Below are 18,528 nucleotides of genomic sequence, written 5' to 3'. Positions count from 1 at the left end.
CGTTCAGGCGCCTGGCAGGGCCAACTGCGGGTTGACGAAGTCAAAGGCCGCCAGCGCAAACCCTTGCTCATCCACCTGCAACGCCCACCCTTGCTTGTCCCAATCCCCCAGCACAATGCGCTTGGCCGCCTGTTCGCCAATCTGCAACTTGTGAATCGCCGGGCGGTGCGTGTGGCCATGCACCAACGTACGCACGCCGAATTGCTGCATCACCCTCGGCACTTCCTCAGGCGTCACATCGACAATGTCGTTGGCCTTCATCCGCACCTGGGCGCTGCTTTCACTGCGCAGCTTGCGCGCCAGCTTGTGCCGCGTACGCAACGGCAGGTGGCGCAGGATGAACAAAGTGATGGGGTTACGCAGGATGCGTCGCAACTTCATATAGCCAACGTCGCGGGTACACAGGCTGTCGCCGTGCATCAAGAGCACGGGCTCGCCGTAAAACTGCACCACACTCGGGTCCTTCAGCAAGGTGGCGCCTGCGGCTTTGCAGAACGCCTTGCCGATCAGGAAATCCCGATTGCCATGCATGATGAAAATCTGGGTGCCGCTGTCGCTCAGCTCGCGCAGAGCCTGGCCAATCGAACGCTGGAAGGGTGTCATCCCATCGTCGCCAATCCAGGCTTCAAAGAAGTCCCCCAGAATGTACAACGCCTGGGCGCAACGGGCGCGACCGTTCAGTAAATCCAGAAACGCCCGGGTTATATCCGGGCGCTCCTCTTCCAGATGCAAGTCTGAAATCAGCAATATCACTCAACGATCTCGGCTTTCTCGACGATAACGTCTTCTACCGGAACGTCCTGGTGACCTGCCTTGCCGGTGGTTTGCACACCTTTGATCTTGTCGACAACGTCCTGGCCTTCGGTGACTTTACCGAATACCGCGTAGCCCCAACCCTGCACGTTCTTGCCGCTGTGGTTCAAAAAGGCGTTGTCGGCCACGTTGATGAAGAACTGCGCGGAGGCCGAATGCGGCTCCATGGTACGGGCCATGGCGACGGTGTACTTGTCGTTGGAAAGGCCGTTGTCCGCTTCGTTCTGGATGCTTGGACGCTTGTCTTTCTTTTCTTTCATGCCAGGCTCGAAACCGCCGCCCTGGACCATGAAGTTGCCGATGACACGGTGGAAAACAGTGTTTTCGTAGTGGCCGGCTTTAACGTACTCGATGAAGTTGGCGACGGTGATCGGCGCTTTCTCGGCGTTCAGCTCGATGACGATGTCACCGTGGTTGGTGGTCAGTTTGACTTGAGTCATGTTCACTACTCTTTCAAGGAATTCGTGGGTTTGGGCGTTTTGCGCCTTACCTGCTTGGCAAAACGGCAGCCAAGGCGCGCAGTTTAGCGTGACCTGCGGGAATTTCGAGGTGGTTTTTTACCAGCGGTGCGTTAAATGCACCTGAACTCTGTCAGCGCCTTGACAGCATCAGCTATGATAAGCCCTTTGTTTTATCGGCCTCACTTCTGGCCAAGTACTTCGTCTGTTCAAGGATCCTATGAGCAAGCCCACTGTCGACCCTACCTCGAATTCCAAGGCCGGACCTGCCGTCCCGGTCAATTTCCTGCGCCCGATCATCCAGGCGGACCTGGATTCGGGCAAGCACACGCAGATCGTCACCCGTTTCCCGCCTGAGCCCAACGGTTACCTGCACATCGGCCACGCCAAGTCGATCTGTGTGAACTTCGGCCTGGCCCAGGAGTTCGGTGGCGTCACGCACCTGCGTTTCGACGACACCAACCCGGCCAAGGAAGACCAGGAATACATCGACGCCATTGAAAGCGACATCAAGTGGCTGGGCTTTGAATGGTCCGGTGAAGTGCGCTATGCCTCCAAGTATTTCGACCAATTGTTCGACTGGGCGGTGGAATTGATCAAGGCCGGCAAGGCCTACGTTGACGACCTGAGCCCGGAACAGGCCAAGGAATACCGCGGCACGTTGACCGAGCCGGGCAAGAACAGCCCGTTCCGTGACCGTTCGGTGGAAGAGAACCTGGACTGGTTCGCCCGCATGAAAGCCGGTGAATTCGCAGATGGCGCTCGCGTGCTGCGGGCCAAGATCGACATGGCCTCGCCGAACATGAACCTGCGCGACCCGATCATGTACCGCATCCGCCACGCCCATCACCACCAGACGGGCGACAAGTGGTGCATCTACCCGAACTACGATTTCACCCACGGTCAGTCGGACGCCATCGAAGGCATCACCCACTCCATCTGCACCCTGGAGTTCGAAAGCCACCGTCCGCTGTACGAATGGTTCCTCGACAGCCTGCCGGTACCCGCGCACCCGCGCCAGTACGAGTTCAGCCGCCTGAACCTGAACTACACCATCACCAGCAAGCGCAAGCTCAAGCAACTGGTCGATGAAAAGCACGTGTTTGGCTGGGACGACCCGCGCATGTCGACCCTGTCGGGCTTCCGCCGTCGCGGCTACACCCCGGCGTCGATCCGCAACTTCTGCGACATGGTCGGCACCAACCGTTCCGACGGCGTGGTGGATTTTGGCATGCTCGAATTCAGCATCCGCCAGGACCTCGACGCGAACGCTCCGCGCGCCATGTGCGTGCTGCGTCCGTTGAAAGTCGTGATCACCAACTACCCGGAAGACAAGGTCGAGAACCTCGAACTGCCGCGTCATCCACAGAAAGAAGAACTGGGCGTGCGCAAGCTGCCGTTCGCTCGCGAAATCTACATCGACCGTGATGACTTCATGGAAGAGCCGCCAAAAGGCTACAAGCGCCTGGAGCCGAACGGCGAAGTGCGCCTGCGCGGCAGCTACGTGATCCGTGCCGACGAAGCGATCAAGGACGCCGATGGCAACATCGTTGAACTGCGTTGCTCCTACGACCCGGATACCCTGGGCAAGAACCCGGAAGGCCGCAAGGTCAAAGGTGTGGTGCACTGGGTGCCGGCGGCTGCCAGCATCGAGTGCGAAGTGCGCCTGTACGATCGCCTGTTCCGTTCGGCCAACCCCGAGAAGGCCGAAGACAGCGCCAGTTTCCTCGACAACATCAACCCTGATTCGCTGCAAGTGCTCACTGGTTGTCGTGCCGAGCCATCGCTTGGCGACGCACAGCCGGAAGACCGTTTCCAGTTCGAGCGCGAAGGTTACTTCTGCGCGGATATCAAGGACTCGAAACCAGGTCAGCCGGTATTCAACCGTACCGTGACCTTGCGTGATTCGTGGGGCCAGTGATGCAGCCGTGAGCGGCTTTGCATAGAGAGAAAAGGAAGCATCGTGCTAACGATCTACAACACGTTGAGCAAAACCAAAGAAGTCTTCAAGCCGCTGGATGGCAACAAGGTGCGCATGTACGTGTGCGGCATGACCGTGTACGACTACTGCCACATCGGCCACGGCCGCAGCATGGTTGCCTTCGACCTGGTGACCCGCTGGTTGCGCTTCAGCGGTTATGACCTGACCTACGTGCGCAACATCACCGACATCGACGACAAGATCATCAATCGCGCCAACGAAAACGGCGAGTCGTTCGACGCGCTGACCGAGCGCATGATTGCTGCCATGCACGAAGACGAGGCTCGCCTCAACATCCTCAAGCCGGACATGGAGCCGCGTGCCACGGACCATATCCCCGGCATGCACGCGATGATCCAGACCCTGATCGACAAGGGTTACGCCTACGCCCCGGGTAATGGCGACGTGTACTACCGCGTCGCCAAGTTCATGGGCTACGGCAAACTGTCGCGCAAGAAAATCGAAGACCTGCGCATCGGTGCGCGGATCGAAGTCGACGAAGCCAAGCAAGACCCGCTGGACTTCGTGCTGTGGAAAGGCACCAAGCCTGGCGAGCCGAGCTGGGAGTCGCCATGGGGCGCCGGGCGTCCGGGTTGGCACATCGAATGCTCGGTGATGTCCACCTGCTGCCTGGGCGAGACCTTCGACATTCATGGCGGCGGCAGCGACCTTGAGTTCCCGCACCACGAAAACGAAATCGCCCAAAGCGAAGCGGCCACCGGCAAGACCTACGCCAACGCGTGGATGCACTGCGGCATGATTCGCATCAATGGCGAGAAGATGTCCAAGTCCTTGAACAACTTCTTCACCATTCGCGACGTGCTGGAAAAGTACCACCCGGAAGTGGTGCGTTACCTGTTGGTGTCGAGCCACTACCGCAGCGCGATCAACTATTCGGAAGACAACCTCAAGGACGCCAAGGGTGCGCTTGAGCGGTTCTACCATGCGCTGAAAGGCCTGCCAGCCGTGGCGCCTGCCGGCGGCGAAGCGTTCGTTGCGCGGTTTACCGAAGTGATGAACGACGACTTCGGCACACCGGAAGCCTGTGCGGTGCTGTTTGAAATGGTGCGTGAGATCAACCGTCTGCGCGAGAGCGATCTCGAAGCAGCGGCGGGGCTTGCGGCCCGTTTGAAAGAGCTGGCGAGCGTGCTGGGCGTGTTGCAGATGGAAGCCGATGACTTCCTGCAAGCGGGCGCTGAAGGGCGTGTGGATGCGACTGAAGTGGATGCGCTGATCCAGGCACGTTTGACTGCCCGGGCCAACAAGGACTGGGCGGAGTCTGACCGGATCCGTGACCAACTGACCGCGATGGGTGTGGTGTTGGAAGACGGCAAGGGCGGGACGACATGGCGGTTGGCTGATCAGGCCTGATCGGTAAACGCTGAATGAAAAACGCCCCGACTGGTTCGGGGCGTTTTTTTGCCTATATATCCGTTATTCAGGCAGTGGCTGCTATGGGGGCCGCGCTGGCAGCGGACCACCGGCCGGACACCTGTGCGGGTACATAGTTGACATGTTCAAGGACAGATTAGGCCGGTTCAAGATCAAGCGCAGAGCTGCTTAATGTGGGAGCTGGCTTGCCTGCGATACAGACACCTCGGTACATCAGATACACCCAGTTGATGCCATCGCAGGCAAGCCAGCTCCCACAGTTGACCGCGCTCGCTTCTGATTTTGCTGTTGCTGTTGCTTCACCACACTCAAGCCGGCCGGCAGGCCGCTGTAAGAGCGGAACCCATATCTGCCCTGACCAAAAAAACGGATATGTACTCGATTCAACCCAATCGCTCAATGAGCATCAGCGCTTGCCACTCACCTCATACCGGCTTTGAACAAACCCGTTATCCGACGCATACGTGCCAATATGCCGAAGCTCATGCCCACTGCCCGACTGGCTGAACAAGGGAATCCCCTGGCCCAGCACAACCGGAATACGCGTGATGATCAGCTCGTTGATCAAGCCCGCCTCAAGAAAAGCCTGAATCGTCTGGCCTCCTTTTCTGTGCGTTTGAAAACACCGACTGCCATTGTCCGGCAACGCTAATGTTAATTTAATCTTGCGGTGTAATAAGCGACCATTGCCAAAAATAACCACGGGCTGCCCGGCATGTGCCGATGCCCTTTTTTGTAATGCGAGGATGTAATGCGCCGTTGGTTAATCCGCTACCGTTACGCAATCATCTTTTGGCTGTGCTTCGGCGTGTTCCGTACGTCTTTGGCCGACTGGAACCCTATCCCGTCCGGCTCCATGCGCCCCACGTTGCTTGAGGGCGATGTGGTGCTGGTCAACCGCGTGGCGTACGACCTCAAACTGCCCCTTACGGACATATCCCTGGCCAAACTGAATAACCCCCGGCGCGGCGATGTAGTGACATTCTCGTCACCCAAGGACGGCATTCGTCTGATCAAGCGTATCGTCGGCATTCCCGGCGACACCCTGGAAATGCGCGATGAGGTGCTGTGGGTAAACGGCACACCGGCCACCTACAGTCATGGGCAGGACATCAGCGAGCCCCTCGCGCCTGGCCAGACAGTCCCGGGAATCAAAGTGACCGAGCTTGCGAACAACAGTCAGCGCACGATTCAGTTCATGCCGACGGTCCGTGCGTTGCGTAATTTCGGCCCGGTGGTCGTGCCTGCCGACAGTTATTTCATGCTGGGCGATAACCGCGACAACAGCGATGACTCTCGGTACATCGGGTTCGTGCCCCGTCGGCTGTTGATCGGCCACGCTCACCACATCGTGGCGTCAGCGCAGATCCTGGATCATTGGATGCCGCGATTGGGTCGATTTGGCGCGCCCATACTGTAGTGGGCTGATCAGGCTTTCGCGTTCAGCGCCAGCAGTGCAAACCCTGCAATGCGCTCCAGTTGCTCAACCGCCGCGCCGCCCTTGCTGGCGATTTTCATGCCGCTGAGGGTGGCCATCAGAAAAGCACAGGCGCCCGACAGGTCGGTGGCGGCGGCCAATTCACCCTGTTGCCGTGCTTGTTCCCGGGTTTGTTCGAACGCGTTGTGCAAGCGGCCGGCGCTGTGGGCGGTGAGTTGATTGACTTGCACGTCCTGCTGCCCAAATTCGCAGATCGCATTCACCCCCCCCCATGCACCCCGCCGTGCCTTCGTGCAGGGCGCGGGTGGCGAAGGATTGCAAGGTGTCATGCAGCGCCTAGTGTTCCCGATACAGGTGCCGGGATCAGCGATTGAGGTTCTATTTTATGGGTTCTATTGTCGACCGGATTTCACCACCAAGGCGCCTGTCGGGGGGCTATTTCAGGTCGCTGTAGGTCAGGCGGAACTCCGACAACGCCGGGTGGCCGGCCTTCCACTGGCGCCCAAACGCCTTGCCTGCTTCTATTTTTTCAGCGTCCAGCTTGTCGGTCAGTTGCTGCAGATAGACGGCGGCATCACGGTGCTTCGGGTGTTGCCGGGTGCTGTCTGTCACCAGCCAGAACAAGCCGTAGGCGTGGGCCGGGTTTGCCGCGTAGCCATAGCGGCTGACGCCATTGTCATCGACGTCGAACCCGGCGAGCGCTGTCGCGTAGGTCAGCACGGCGTTGAGTTCATTGAGCGCCAGGCGCCTTTCCAGGTAGGTCTGTTGGTAGGGAATGTTGTTGTAGTAATCCCTCATGTTGGCCAGCCACGCCATCGCTGGCGGATAACCCTGCGCGGTGGCCGCATACCTCAACATCGAGTCGCGGGTGCTGGTGTTGTCGCCAACGGTTTTTTTGTCGAGCAACAGCGCTGCAATGTAATAAGCCTCTGCGCAACCGGCCTGGCCTGCCTTTACCAGCCAGGACTGGTCCTGGGTCAGCTCGTACAGTTGCAGTTTGGCGTCGCCGTCGCCCGCATCGGCAGCCGCCTGGGCGAGGCTGCGGGCTTCAGCCAGGGAGGCTTCGTCGCCCAGGCGCATCAGGGCGTAGACATGGCCCTGGGCAGCGGCCAGCCGGTACCAGGCCCGGGCGTCGCGACCAATGCTGCCTTCGCGGCGCCGAATCGCTTCACCCAGCGCATATTGGGATTGGACATCGCCAGCGGAGGCGGAGATGGTCAGCGGCGTCTCGCATTCCTCGAACTCGCCAAGGTGATACAGCTCCAGGCCCTTTTTTCTGGCGGCCTGTTGCTGGGCGTTAAGGTGGGAAATCAGCGAGCTCAAGGAATGGAGCAGGTCAAACAGCGTGGTCAGTGCATCGGAATGGGTGTACATGGGCATTACCTGTATGAAGAAGGAACGTTACCCAGTCAAGGTAAGGTGCCCGCGCCATACAGGGGTGGCAGATAATTATTGTGCCGGGTCAGCCGGTTTTTCAGCCCGGCGGCTGCTCACTTCGGCCGGCACATTGTCGCCGGCCATACGCTTGCGGAACAACGCCGTACGCGCCAGCAGCAACGTGGTGACCGGCACCGTGATCGACAGCAAGATCGGGATCAGCCAGCCGTGCAACACCGGCCCGGACTTGAGCACCGAAAAGTAGATGATCGATGCCAATGCCACACACCACGCGCCCAGGGTCGAGGCCAGCGCGGGCGGGTGCATACGCTGGAAGAACTCCTTCATCCGCAGCAACCCCAGCGCGCCGATCAGCGCAAACGCGGCGCTCGTCACCAATAAAACCGCGACGATCACTTCAACCCACAGCGGCAACACATCGATATTGATCATTCGATCACCTCCCCACGCAGCAGGAATTTCGCCAGGGCAAACGACCCCACAAAACCGAACAACGCAATCAACAGCGCCGCTTCAAAATACGTGTCACTGGCATACCGGATGCCCAACACCAGCATCATCAGCATCGCCAGGATATACAGGTAGTCCAGCGCCAGGACCCGGTCCTGGGCCGACGGGCCCTTGAACAGGCGGATCAGCGTCAGCACCATGGCCAGGGAAAACAGGAACAGGCTGAACAGGATCGCATTGGAGAGCAGGGCGCTCATTCGAAGATCTCCATCAGGGGCCGTTCGTAGGCGTGTTTGAAGTGCTCGATAAACTGCGCTTCGTCATCCAGGTCGAACACGTGGATCAGCAAAATGCTGCGGTCCAGGGCCAGTTCCGACCATATGGTGCCGGGCGTCACGCTGGTGATCATCGCCAGCACGGCGAGGCCGTTGGCGTCGCGCAGGTCCAGGGAAATTTTGATAAAGCGTGAGCGCGGTGGGCGTGAACCGCAGACCAGGATGCCCCAGGCCACGGCGAGGTTGGAGATGATCACGTCGCGGCCCACCAGGAAGAACAGACGGATGATCACACCCGGGCGACGGATGCGGATCGGCAGCGGGCGCAGTGGCGCCATCATCAGCGGCGCCGCGAAGCCGAGGATCGCCCCCAGCAGCAGGTTGCCGGGGCTCACGGACAAGTTCAGCACCAGCCACAGCAGCCACAGCGCCAACGACAGCCACGGGGCAGGGAACAGGCGCTTCATGGCTGCACCTCCAACGCGGCGGCCTTGGCTTCAGGGCTTGGTACCGGGCGCGTCGCCATGACCGCCATCACGTAGTGCTCCGGGTTGTTCAGGCTTTCGGCGGCGGCCTGGGTGTAGCGCATCAGCGGCTCGGCCTTGAAGGTCAGGGCGATGCTCAGGCCCAGCAGGAAGAAGATCGGCACGCATTCAAAGCGGCGCAGCAGCGGCGACGGGCGTTCTTCCGGGGTCCAGAAACGCTGGATGCCGAGGCGGGCGAAGGCGATCAACGAGGCCAGGCCAGAGAAGATCAACAACGCTACCAAGCCCCACGCTGCCGGGCGTATAGGCTCATCGACGGCATTGCCCAGGCCCATCGGGTTGATCAGGGCGCTGAGCAGACTGAGCTTGCCGATAAACCCCGACAGCGGCGGCATGCCGATGATCAGCAGCGCGCAGGCAATAAAGCTCAGGCCAAGAAAAGCCACGGTCCAGGGAATGACCTGGCCGACGACGGCTTTCTGTTCATCATCGAGGTTGGTGCCGGGCATTGGATGCAGGGATTCCATGGCCTTGGGCAGGGCTTCTATTTCATCGTCCAGGGGCATGTCGTTGGCCGAACGTGAGCGCTCGATCAACTCGGCCAGCAGGAACAGCGCGCTCAACGCCAGGGTGGAGCTGACCAGATAAAACAACGCTCCAGCGGTCAGGCTTGGCTGGGCAAAGCCTACCGCTGACAACAGAATGCCGGCGGACACCAGGATGCTCAGGCTGGCCATGCGCTCCAGGCGTTGCGCGGCGATCATCGCCAGCGCCGCGCAGACGATGGTTGCCATGCCGCCGTAGATCAGCCAGTCACCACCAAACAGTGCCGAGGCACCCGCCTGGCCGGAGAACAGCAGGTTCCATAGGCGCAGCACGGTGTACACGCCGACCTTGGTCATGATCGCAAACATTGCCGCTACCGGCGCACTGGCCGAGGAGTAGGCGGGCGCCAGCCAGAAGTTCAGCGGCCACATGCCGGCCTTGGCCAGGAACGCGACGGCGAGGATGCCCGCTCCGGCGTGCAGCAGGCCGCGATCGGCTTCCGGCACCAAAGGAATTTTCAGCGCCAGGTCGGCAAAGTTCAGGGTGCCGGTGACGCCATAGATCAGCGCCGCGCCTATCAGGAACAGGGTAGAGGCCAGCAGGTTGATCGCGATGTAATGCAGCCCCGACGACACCCGCGCACGGCCCGAACCATGCAGCATCAGGCCATAGGAGGCCGCCAGCAGCACCTCGAAAAACACGAACAGGTTGAACAGGTCGGCGGTCAGGAAGGCGCCATACAGGCCCATCAGCTGGATCTGGAACAGCGCATGGAAGCTGGTGCCTGCCCGGTCCCAGCGCGCCATGGCGAACAGCAGGGCGCTGACGCCGATGACCCCGGTGAGCACCAGCATCATGGCGGACAGTTGGTCCACCACCAGCACGATGCCGAACGGCACTTGCCAGTTGCCCGGCAGGTACACGCCGATGGAGCCTGGGCCGCCTTGCTGGGTCCAGTACAGCAACAGCACCGCAACGCCCAGGCCCACCATGCTGGAGAACAGGTTGATCCGTGCCTTGAGCGGGCGGTGTTTCTCGCCCAGCATCAGCATCAGCGCGGCGGTCAGCAACGGCAGCAGGATCGGCGCGATGATCAGTTGATTCATCCAGGTCATTCCTTGGGCTCCCGGCCGTCCACATGGTCAGTGCCGGTCAGGCCCCGGGATGCCAGCAGCACCACCAAAAACAGCGCGGTCATGGCAAAACTGATCACGATCGCCGTCAGCACCAGGGCCTGGGGCAGCGGGTCGGTGTAGTTGAGCAGGTCTTGCGGTACGCCGCTCTTGATGATCGGCTCCTTGCCGATAAACAGGCTGCCCATGCTGAAGATGAACAGGTTGACCCCATAGGACAGCAGGCACAGGCCCATCACTACCTGGAAGGTCCGTGGCCGCAGGATCAGCCACACACCGGAGGCTGCCAGCACCCCAATGGCAATTGCGATGACTTCTTCCATCAGGCGGCTCCTCCTGGGCTGGCAACGGCTTTCGCCTGGTTGCCGGGTTTATGGGCACGTACCGATTGGTGACCCAGGGCGGTGAGCATCAGCAAGGTCGAGCCGACCACCATGGCGTACACGCCGACGTCGAAGAACAGTGCGCTGGCGACGTGAATGTCGCCCAGCACCGGCAGGCTGAAGTGCCAGGTATGGGTGGTGAGGAACGGGTAGCCGGCCAGCAGCGCGCCAAGCCCGGTCAGGGTTGCCGACAGCAACCCAAAGCCCATCCAGCGCATTGGCCGCAGGCTCATCTGTGCCTCGACCCACTGGGTACCGGCGACCATGTACTGCAGGATGAACGCCACCGACATCACCAGCCCGGCGACAAACCCGCCGCCCGGTTGGTTGTGGCCGCGCATGAACAGGTAGAAGGAGACCACCAGGGCAATCGGCAGCAGCAGGCGCACCAGCACCGCCGGGACCATCATGAACCCCAGGGCGGTGTCGCTGGCCTGGCGCGGGTTGACCAGGTCGGTGGCCACGTCGGGTGCAAGCTGACGCTGTTGCGCGGGCAGCTCCATGCTTTCTTTTGAAGGGCGGAAGCGGCGCAGCAGGGCGTACACGGTCAGCGCCACGGCGCCGAGCACGGTGATTTCACCCAGGGTGTCGAAGCCCCGGAAATCCACCAGCATCACGTTCACAACATTGCTGCCGCCGCCTTCGGGCAGGGCGCGGCTGAGGTAGAACGAAGAGATGTCGTTGGGCGTCTGGCGGGTCAGCATCGCGTAGGACAGCAGCGCCATGCCGCCACCCACGACGGTGGACAACAGAAAGTCCCGCAGGCGACGGATGCGTGCCTTGCGCAGCGAACTGGGCAGCGGCGAGACTTCTTCGATCCGCCGTGGCAGCCAGCGCAGGCCCAGCAGGATCAGCACCGTGGTAACCACTTCCACCACCAACTGCGTCAGCGCCAGGTCCGGCGCCGAGAACCAGACGAACGTCACGCAGGTCATCAAGCCGCACACGCTGACCATGGTCAGGGCTGCCAGCCGGTGGTACTTGGCCTGCCAGGCAGCGCCCAGCGCGCAGGCAATCGCCAGCAGCCACAGGGTGACGAACACGATGGAGCCCGGGATCTTCGGCCGGTCGCCCCAACTGATGCCGCTGTAAAGCATCGGGATCAACCCGGCGATCACCGCCGCCAGCACCAGCAGGAACAGTTGGCTTTGCAGGCGCTTGGTGCTGATGCGTTTTTCGATCTTGCGCACCCCGCGCATCATCACCACCAGACAGCGCTCGAAGCCGCGCTTGCCGTTGAAGTAGCTGATGATCGGCGGGTATTTGAAGCGCCCCAGCTTGAGCTGTTTACGCAGCAGCAGGTACAGCACCACGCCGCCGGACATGGCCACCAGGCTCATGATCATCGGCGCGTTCCAGCCATGCCAGATGGCGAGGCTGTATTCCGGCAGCTCGCCGCCGACCACCGGCAGGGCCGCGGCGGCGAGGATCGAGCCGACCACCTGGGCCGGGAAAATCCCCACCAGCAGGCAGGTGAACACCAGCAATTCCACCGGCGCACGCATCCAGCGTGGCGGCTCGTGCGGGGTGTGCGGCAGGTTGGTGGCCTTGGGGCCGAAGAACACATCCACGGTAAACCGCAGGGCATAGGCCACGCTGAAGGTACCGGCGATGGTCGCGATGACCGGCAGGGCGATTTCCACCCAGGCGGTGGCAGAGATGAACACCGTTTCGGCGAAGAACATTTCCTTGGACAGGAAGCCATTGAGCAGCGGCACGCCGGCCATGGACGCACTGGCGACCATCGCGAGCGTCGCGGTAAACGGAATCAGCTTGAACAGGCCGCTGAGCTTGCGAATGTCCCGCGTGCCGCTTTCGTGGTCGATGATCCCGGCCGCCATGAACAGCGAGGCCTTGAAGGTGGCGTGGTTAAGGATATGGAACACAGCGGCGACCGCCGCCAGCGGGCTGTTGAGGCCCAGCAGCAAGGTGATCAGCCCGAGGTGGCTGATGGTGGAGTAGGCCAGCAGGCCCTTGAGATCGTTCTGGAACATCGCGCAATAAGCGCCGAGCAGCAAGGTAATGGCGCCGGCACCGCCGACAATCCAGAACCATTCTTCGCTGCCGGATAGCGAGGGCCACAGCCGGGCCAGCAGGAACACGCCGGCCTTCACCATCGTCGCCGAGTGCAGGTAGGCCGACACCGGCGTCGGTGCCGCCATGGCGTGGGGCAGCCAGAAATGGAAGGGGAATTGCGCGCTTTTGCTCAGGGCACCAATCAGCACCAGAGCGAGCATGATCGGGTACAGCGAATGGGCACGGATCTGATCACCGGCAGCCAGGACCTGGTCCAGGTCGTAGCTGCCGACGATATGCCCGAGCAGCATCACCCCCGCGAGCAGGCACAGACCGCCTGCGCCGGTGACCATCAGCGCCATATACGCGCCACGCCGGGCATCGGCGCGGTGGTGCCAATAGCCGATCAGCAGGAAGGAAAACAGGCTGGTCAGCTCCCAGAAAAACACGATCTGGATCAGGTTGCCGGAGATCACCAGGCCGAGCATGGCGCCCATGAAAGCCAGGAAAAACGCGAAGAAACGCGGCACCGGGTCATCCGGCGACATGTAATAACGGGCGTACAGCGACACCAGGGTCCCGATGCCCAGCACCAGCATCGAGAACAACCAGGCAAAGCCGTCCAGGCGCAGCACGAAGTTCAGCCCGAGGCTGGGTAGCCACATGAATTCTTCGCGAATCACGCCACCGTGGGCGATCTGGGGGTAGAGCAGGGCGACTTGAACGGTCCCCACCAGGGCCACAAGGCCGGCCAGCAGGGACTCTGTGTTACGTGCGTTGTGCGGCAGCAAGGCCGCCAGACAGCTGCCGATAAAAGGCAGAAGCAGTAGAACTATCAGGGACATAGGCTTCTAATCTGCGGGAGTTTGGGATGCATCATACGTGCCGGAATCTTGATCACCAAACGGCAAGATGTGGCAGGATCCTACAAGGTAGGCTGAAAAAGGCTATTTCGCATTGTTTCAGTAGGTGGACAGCAAACCCTAGCCCTGGGTTTCCTGTTCCAACTCATTCTGTGCCTCGAGCGCCTTTTGCCCCCGCGTCTTCATCTCGCTGACAATCACCGCCGCCACGATCAACGCCGCGCCCAGCATGGCAATCGGCGGGAAGCGCTCGCCGGCAATCCGCCCGACCACGCCGGCCCACACCGGCTCACCGGCATAAATCAGTGTGGCGCGAGTCGGCGAGACGCTTTTCTGTGCCCAGTTCATCGCCACCTGGATCACCGCGCTGGTCAGGCCCAGGCCCACCGCGCTGAACAGCAGCAACCAGGAAAACCCCGGCAGCGCCTCGCCCATCGGCACCACCATCAGGAACGACAGCACCGACGCCGTGGCCAATTGCACCACCGTCACCCGGCGTACATCCACCTGGCCGGCAAAGGCGCTGATCAGGATGATCTCGGCAGCAATGGCGATTGCACCGATCAACGTGGCGATTTCACCAGGGCTGAAATTCAGCGATGCACCCGCCGGGCCGGTCAGCAGCATCAACCCGGCAAACGCCAGCATGATGCCGATACTCGGCATCAATCCCGGCCGGCGGCCCAGCACCAGCCATTGCAGCAACGGTACGAACGGCACATACAGCGCGGTAATAAACGCCGACTGGCTGCTCAGGATTGTCTGCAAGCCAATGGTCTGCAACCCGTAGCCAAACATGATCGCCACACCGATAAAGCACCCGGCCTTCAACTCAAACAGAGTCAGGCTACGCAGGCTGCGAAAGGAAAACGCGCCGACGATGAGCGCCGCCGCGGCAAACCGCAGGCCCACAAAAAACATCGGGCCGCTCACGGCCATGGCGTGCTGCACCAGCAAAAAAGTGCCGCCCCAAATCATGGTGATCACCACCAATACACATTCGGCTTTACTGAAACGGGAAAAAACGGGGAGGTGGTCATGGCGGCTCGGTCTTGCACAGGAGGGGCGCGGACCGCACAATGCGCCGCAAGCTGGGCAGTATACTGCGCAACCCCACCCTGTGAGCAATATAGTGCACAAAGAAAATCCGCAACGGGCCTCGGTCCTGCAACACGTCAGCCAGAACGTTCGGCGCCTGCGCCATGCGGCGCAGTTGAGCCAGACGGCGTTGTCCGAAAAGTCCGGCGTGAGTCGGCGCATGCTCGTGGCGATTGAGGCCGGGGAGAAGAACGTCAGCCTGTCGACCCTCGACCGAGTGGCCGAAGCCCTGGACGTGGCCTTCAGCGACCTGATCCAGGCGCCGGATGCCCCCGACCACAGCCGCATCAACGAACTGGCCTGGGCGGGTGAAATCCCCGGGAGCAAGGCGGTGTTGTTGGCCAAGGCTACTGCGCGGCGGGAGGTGGAATTGTGGGAAATGCGCCTGGAAGCCGGTGACCGCTACATGCCCGAGCCCGATCCCGAGGGCTGGAGCGTGCAGCTCTTTGTATTCGAAGGTGCACTGACACTGGTGCTGGGTGACGAGGAAAAACACGTTGCCACCGGTGAGTTCCTGATGTTCCCCAGCCGCCTGCTTCACGCCTATCGCAATGACGGTGAAGTGGCCGTGCGGTTTGTGCGCAACGTGGTGATCTAACTGTTGGCAGCGCAACAGTGGTTGGACACTTTGCTGTTCTGAACCGCCCGCTACACCGCTGAATTGCCGGCAACCCGCTGATTTCATTGGTCATTGGATTCAGGCACGACTCCTGCAATTACCCCAGTATCTCTCTGGAGCCTGGAGTCGGCCCATGTCAGCCCAACCCCAACACCCTGCCCACATCATCCGCTCGGACGCCGAAGCCATTGCCGTCGCCACCGAGTTGGCCAAGCGCTTCGCCGTGGAAGCCGGTGTGCGTGATCGCGAACGTCGCCTGCCGGTGGCCGAGCTGGACGAATTCTCTGCCAGCGGCCTGTGGGGCATCACCATTCCCAAGGCCTACGGCGGCGCCGGGGTTTCCTACGTGACAGTGGCCGAGGTGATCAAACTGATCTCCGCCGCCGACCCGTCCCTGGGGCAAATTCCGCAGAACCACCTGGGCGTCGTCGACATCCTCCTGCAAACCGCCAGCGAGGAACAAAAGCAGCATTACTTCGCCAAGGTCCTGCAGGGCTACCGTTTTGGCAATGCCTTCTCCGAAGCCAAGAGCAAGAACGCCGGGACTTTTGACACGCAAGTGCGCTTTGACGGCGACAGCGCCTACATCAATGGCGAGAAGTTCTACTGCACCGGCGCACTGTTCGCGCATATCGTGCCGGCGGTGGGTGTCAACGAAAAAGACCAGGCTTTCATCGCCTTTGTCGAACGGGACGCACCGGGCCTGCAAGTGATCGACAGCTGGGACGGCTTCGGCCAGCGCACCACCGCCAGCGGCGGCGTGACCCTGGACGGTGTGAAGGTGCCGCTGAGTGCAGTGATTCCCGCTCACCAGGCTTTCGACCAGCCCACCGCCAACGGCCCGATTTCGCAGATCATCCAGGCGGCGGTGGACACCGGCATCGCCCTCGGCGCGCTGGAACAAGCCAAGGTCTACGCACGCCAGGCCCGGCCCTGGATCGACAGCCAGCAGGAGCACGGCTGGCAAGACCCGTTCACCATCGCCGCCATCGGCGATCTGGAATGGCGCGTCCATGGCACCGAAGCGATTCTGGCCAAGGCCGGCATTGCCGTCGACCAGGCCCTGGCCAACCCCAACGAAGACACCGTGGCCAACGCCTCGCTGGTCGTCGCCCAGGCCAAGGTGCTGTCGGCGGAAACCGCGTTGCTCGCCAGCAGCAAACTCTTCGAATTGGCCGGCACCCGCTCGGTGTCCGGCAAGCACAACCTCGACCGCTTCTGGCGCAATGCGCGCACCCACACCCTGCACGACCCGGCCCGCTGGAAATACCACCTGATCGGCAACTTTGTGCTCAACGGCGTCAAGCCTGCACGCCATGCCTGGAACTGAGGAGCTTTATCCATGACCGCACTGAATCAGGCGCGCCAACTGCTGGAAAACACCAGGCGCTTTGTCGAGAAAAGTGATGACCCGTACGTAATCAGTCGCTTCGGCGATTTGCAGATTCGCGTGGAGGTAGCGGCCGCTTTGTTTGAGCGTGCCGAAACCCACCCAAGTCCGGTTGCCCTCACAGAAGCCCAGATCGCGGCGGCCGAAGCCCTCATCGCCGCCAGCAACGCCGAATTCGAATTGACCGGCCAGCGCACCGCGCTGCCACCGACCCTCGACGACCCGTTGCGCTGGAAATACCAGATTGTCGGCAACTACCACCTCAACGGTGTCGCCCCTCGGAGTACTGTTTAATGCCTCGTGAAATCCGCTTGAACGCCTTCGACATGAACTGCGTCGGCCACCAATCCCCAGGTTTGTGGGCTCACCCACGTGACCGCTCGTGGCAGTACAAGGACCTGGAATACTGGACCGACTTGGCAAAAATCCTTGAGCGCGGCAAGTTCGACGGCCTGTTCATCGCCGACGTGCTGGGCATCTACGACGTGTACAACGGCAACGGTGACGCGGCGATTCGCCAGGCCACCCAGGTGCCGGTCAACGACCCGCTGTCGCTGATCGCGCCCATGGCGCTGGTCACCGAACACCTGGGTTTTGGCCTGACGGCGTCGCTGTCCTTCGAACACCCGTACCCATTCGCCCGGCGCCTTTCCACCCTCGACCACCTGACCAAGGGCCGCGTCGGCTGGAACATCGTCACCTCGTACCTGGAAAGCGGCGCGAAGAACCTCGGCCAGAAAGCCCAGACCGAACACGATGCGCGCTACGACTACGCCGAGGAGTACCTGCAGGTTTGCTACAAACTCTGGGAAGGCAGCTGGGAAGAGGGCGCGGTGCTGCGCGACCGCGAGCGGCGGATCTTCAGTGACCCGAGCAAAATCCACGAGATTCGCCACGTCGGCAAACACTTCCAGGTGCCCGGCATTCACCTCTGCGAGCCTTCGCCACAGCGCACCCCAGTGCTGTACCAGGCGGGCGCCTCCAGCCGCGGCAAGCAGTTCGCCGCCGAGCAGGCCGAGTGCGTATTCGTGGCCGCACCGTCGAAAGTGCTGCTCAAGAAAACCGTCGCCGATATTCGCCGGCGTGCGGCAGAAGCAGGGCGTGACCCGAAGAAAATCCTGATCTTCAACCTGCAGACGGTGATCGTTGGCGAAACCGATGCGAAGGCGAAAGCCAAGTTTGAAGAGTACAAATCCTACGTCAGCTACGAAGGCGCGATGGCCCTGATCTCCGGCTGGACCGGCATCGATTTCAGCCAGTTCAAACCTGATGAGCCGCTCAAGCATGTGCATACCAACGCGATTCAATCGGCGGTGGAAGCGTTCTCCACGGCAGACCCGAACAAGGTCTGGACCCCAAATGAACTGGCAGACTGGGTTGGCATTGGCGGCTTCGGCCCGTTGTTTGTCGGCGGCCCGCAAACCGTGGCCGACCTGTTGCAGGAGTGGGTTGAGGAGACCGATGTGGATGGCTTCAACCTGGCCTATGCGCTGACCCACGAGACCTTTATCGACGCGGTCGACTTGTTGGTGCCGGAGTTGCAAAAGCGCGGCGTGTACAAGACCGAATACGCCCAGGGCACCCTGCGGGAGAAATTGTTTGGAGACGGTGCGCGGTTGGCGGACAACCATCCTGGAGCCAGCTATCGTGACCTGAAGGCCACCGCGATCTAACGGGAAAAACTGAATCAATGTGGGAGCTGGCTTGCCTGCGATAGCGGAGTATCAGCCGGTAGAGATGCAAGCTGACTCACTGCTATCGCAGGCAAGCCAGCTCCCACATTTGATCTT

General features: G+C 61.3%; 18 protein-coding genes and 1 pseudogene. 7 read left to right on the top strand and 12 right to left on the bottom strand.

Features of this window, described 5'->3' with window-relative positions; all coding sequences use genetic code 11:
- Nucleotides 1-3: 3 nt before the first annotated feature.
- Nucleotides 4-753, bottom strand: coding sequence for a UDP-2,3-diacylglucosamine diphosphatase (lpxH, locus tag RGV33_RS21895; RefSeq protein ID WP_322146094.1), 750 nt, complete (start codon nucleotides 751-753; stop codon nucleotides 4-6).
- Complete coding sequence (locus RGV33_RS21890) at nucleotides 750-1,253, bottom strand: peptidylprolyl isomerase (RefSeq protein ID WP_010166979.1); 504 nt, start codon at nucleotides 1,251-1,253, stop codon at nucleotides 750-752. The genes lpxH and RGV33_RS21890 overlap by 4 nt, the downstream gene beginning before the upstream one ends.
- 238 nt (nucleotides 1,254-1,491) lie before the next feature.
- On the opposite strand from RGV33_RS21890, the gene RGV33_RS21885 reads away from it, so the two are divergent.
- Both RGV33_RS21885 and cysS read left to right on the top strand, forming a co-directional pair.
- The gene (locus tag RGV33_RS21885) at nucleotides 1,492-3,192 is read left to right on the top strand and encodes a glutamine--tRNA ligase/YqeY domain fusion protein (protein ID WP_322146093.1); all 1,701 of its coding nucleotides are present in this window, start codon (nucleotides 1,492-1,494) and stop codon (nucleotides 3,190-3,192) included.
- Nucleotides 3,193-3,234: 42 nt separating this feature from the next.
- Entirely contained in the window at nucleotides 3,235-4,623 is a 1,389-nt protein-coding gene (cysS, locus tag RGV33_RS21880) for a cysteine--tRNA ligase (RefSeq protein WP_322146092.1), read from the top strand.
- 427 nt (nucleotides 4,624-5,050) lie between these two features.
- On the opposite strand, the pseudogene RGV33_RS21875 reads toward cysS, so the two are convergent.
- Nucleotides 5,051-5,248: pseudogene (locus RGV33_RS21875) on the bottom strand (dihydrofolate reductase family protein); the annotation flags it as partial.
- Nucleotides 5,249-5,395: 147 nt separating this feature from the next.
- Between RGV33_RS21875 and lepB the strand changes: the two are divergent.
- On the top strand, nucleotides 5,396-6,064 hold the full coding sequence (lepB, locus tag RGV33_RS21870; RefSeq protein WP_322146091.1) for a signal peptidase I: 669 nt from the start codon (nucleotides 5,396-5,398) through the stop codon (nucleotides 6,062-6,064).
- A gap of 8 nt (nucleotides 6,065-6,072) precedes the next feature.
- Here lepB and RGV33_RS21865 read toward each other — a convergent pair whose 3' ends face one another.
- The 9 genes from RGV33_RS21865 to RGV33_RS21825 all read right to left on the bottom strand — a co-directional run bounded on the left by RGV33_RS21865 (nucleotide 6,073) and on the right by RGV33_RS21825 (nucleotide 14,711).
- Nucleotides 6,073-6,345, bottom strand: a complete 273-nt coding sequence (locus RGV33_RS21865; protein ID WP_322146090.1) for a TetR family transcriptional regulator C-terminal domain-containing protein — start codon at nucleotides 6,343-6,345, stop codon at nucleotides 6,073-6,075.
- Nucleotides 6,346-6,517: 172 nt separating this feature from the next.
- Nucleotides 6,518-7,456: a sel1 repeat family protein gene (locus RGV33_RS21860; RefSeq protein ID WP_322146089.1), complete on the bottom strand. Its 939-nt coding sequence runs from the start codon at nucleotides 7,454-7,456 to the stop codon at nucleotides 6,518-6,520.
- Between the two features lie 75 nt (nucleotides 7,457-7,531).
- Nucleotides 7,532-7,912 carry a Na+/H+ antiporter subunit G gene (locus RGV33_RS21855; protein ID WP_322146088.1) on the bottom strand — a complete coding sequence of 127 codons (381 nt, stop codon included), beginning with the start codon at nucleotides 7,910-7,912 and terminating at the stop codon, nucleotides 7,532-7,534.
- Entirely contained in the window at nucleotides 7,909-8,187 is a 279-nt protein-coding gene (locus tag RGV33_RS21850) for a K+/H+ antiporter subunit F (RefSeq protein ID WP_005789171.1), read from the bottom strand. Before RGV33_RS21850 ends, RGV33_RS21855 begins: the two co-directional genes overlap by 4 nt.
- Complete coding sequence (locus RGV33_RS21845) at nucleotides 8,184-8,672, bottom strand: Na+/H+ antiporter subunit E (protein WP_322146087.1); 489 nt, start codon at nucleotides 8,670-8,672, stop codon at nucleotides 8,184-8,186. The genes RGV33_RS21850 and RGV33_RS21845 overlap by 4 nt, the downstream gene beginning before the upstream one ends.
- A complete protein-coding gene (locus RGV33_RS21840; RefSeq protein ID WP_322146086.1) occupies nucleotides 8,669-10,351 on the bottom strand; it encodes a monovalent cation/H+ antiporter subunit D in 1,683 nt (560 codons plus the stop codon). The genes RGV33_RS21845 and RGV33_RS21840 overlap by 4 nt, the downstream gene beginning before the upstream one ends.
- On the bottom strand, nucleotides 10,348-10,692 hold the full coding sequence (locus tag RGV33_RS21835; RefSeq protein WP_322146085.1) for a Na+/H+ antiporter subunit C: 345 nt from the start codon (nucleotides 10,690-10,692) through the stop codon (nucleotides 10,348-10,350). The genes RGV33_RS21840 and RGV33_RS21835 overlap by 4 nt, the downstream gene beginning before the upstream one ends.
- A complete protein-coding gene (locus tag RGV33_RS21830; protein ID WP_322146084.1) occupies nucleotides 10,692-13,613 on the bottom strand; it encodes a monovalent cation/H+ antiporter subunit A in 2,922 nt (973 codons plus the stop codon). Before RGV33_RS21830 ends, RGV33_RS21835 begins: the two co-directional genes overlap by 1 nt.
- A gap of 138 nt (nucleotides 13,614-13,751) precedes the next feature.
- Entirely contained in the window at nucleotides 13,752-14,711 is a 960-nt protein-coding gene (locus RGV33_RS21825; RefSeq protein ID WP_322146083.1) for a DMT family transporter, read from the bottom strand.
- 52 nt (nucleotides 14,712-14,763) lie between these two features.
- On the opposite strand from RGV33_RS21825, the gene RGV33_RS21820 reads away from it, so the two are divergent.
- The 4 genes from RGV33_RS21820 (at nucleotide 14,764) to RGV33_RS21805 (ending at nucleotide 18,411) form a co-directional block, all read left to right on the top strand.
- Nucleotides 14,764-15,327 (top strand): XRE family transcriptional regulator, encoded by a 564-nt coding sequence (locus tag RGV33_RS21820; protein ID WP_322146082.1) that lies wholly within the window; start codon nucleotides 14,764-14,766, stop codon nucleotides 15,325-15,327.
- A 154-nt stretch (nucleotides 15,328-15,481) separates the two neighbouring features.
- Nucleotides 15,482-16,678 (top strand): SfnB family sulfur acquisition oxidoreductase, encoded by a 1,197-nt coding sequence (locus RGV33_RS21815; protein ID WP_322146081.1) that lies wholly within the window; start codon nucleotides 15,482-15,484, stop codon nucleotides 16,676-16,678.
- A gap of 12 nt (nucleotides 16,679-16,690) precedes the next feature.
- Nucleotides 16,691-17,032 (top strand): acyl-CoA dehydrogenase, encoded by a 342-nt coding sequence (locus RGV33_RS21810; RefSeq protein WP_322146080.1) that lies wholly within the window; start codon nucleotides 16,691-16,693, stop codon nucleotides 17,030-17,032.
- Complete coding sequence (locus tag RGV33_RS21805) at nucleotides 17,032-18,411, top strand: LLM class flavin-dependent oxidoreductase (protein ID WP_322146079.1); 1,380 nt, start codon at nucleotides 17,032-17,034, stop codon at nucleotides 18,409-18,411. Before RGV33_RS21810 ends, RGV33_RS21805 begins: the two co-directional genes overlap by 1 nt.
- Nucleotides 18,412-18,528 lie beyond the last annotated feature (117 nt).

The sequence above is a fragment of the Pseudomonas sp. Bout1 genome (assembly GCF_034314165.1).
Classification (GTDB): Bacteria; Pseudomonadota; Gammaproteobacteria; order Pseudomonadales; family Pseudomonadaceae; genus Aquipseudomonas.
This window is presented reverse-complemented; position numbering and strand designations above follow the sequence as displayed.

Bases quoted from the DNA above. Each gene is read 5' to 3' on its own strand.
- RGV33_RS21890 (WP_010166979.1), bottom strand. From the start codon at position 1,253: ATGACTCAAGTCAAACTGACCACCAACCACGGTGACATCGTCATCGAG.
- RGV33_RS21885 (WP_322146093.1), top strand. From the start codon at position 1,492: ATGAGCAAGCCCACTGTCGACCCTACCTCGAATTCCAAGGCCGGACCT.
- lepB (WP_322146091.1), top strand. From the start codon at position 5,396: ATGCGCCGTTGGTTAATCCGCTACCGTTACGCAATCATCTTTTGGCTG.
- RGV33_RS21860 (WP_322146089.1), bottom strand. From the start codon at position 7,456: ATGTACACCCATTCCGATGCACTGACCACGCTGTTTGACCTGCTCCAT.
- RGV33_RS21855 (WP_322146088.1), bottom strand. From the start codon at position 7,912: ATGATCAATATCGATGTGTTGCCGCTGTGGGTTGAAGTGATCGTCGCG.
- RGV33_RS21850 (WP_005789171.1), bottom strand. From the start codon at position 8,187: ATGAGCGCCCTGCTCTCCAATGCGATCCTGTTCAGCCTGTTCCTGTTT.
- RGV33_RS21845 (WP_322146087.1), bottom strand. From the start codon at position 8,672: ATGAAGCGCCTGTTCCCTGCCCCGTGGCTGTCGTTGGCGCTGTGGCTG.
- RGV33_RS21840 (WP_322146086.1), bottom strand. From the start codon at position 10,351: ATGACCTGGATGAATCAACTGATCATCGCGCCGATCCTGCTGCCGTTG.
- RGV33_RS21835 (WP_322146085.1), bottom strand. From the start codon at position 10,692: ATGGAAGAAGTCATCGCAATTGCCATTGGGGTGCTGGCAGCCTCCGGT.
- RGV33_RS21830 (WP_322146084.1), bottom strand. From the start codon at position 13,613: ATGTCCCTGATAGTTCTACTGCTTCTGCCTTTTATCGGCAGCTGTCTG.
- RGV33_RS21815 (WP_322146081.1), top strand. From the start codon at position 15,482: ATGTCAGCCCAACCCCAACACCCTGCCCACATCATCCGCTCGGACGCC.
- RGV33_RS21810 (WP_322146080.1), top strand. From the start codon at position 16,691: ATGACCGCACTGAATCAGGCGCGCCAACTGCTGGAAAACACCAGGCGC.
- RGV33_RS21805 (WP_322146079.1), top strand. From the start codon at position 17,032: ATGCCTCGTGAAATCCGCTTGAACGCCTTCGACATGAACTGCGTCGGC.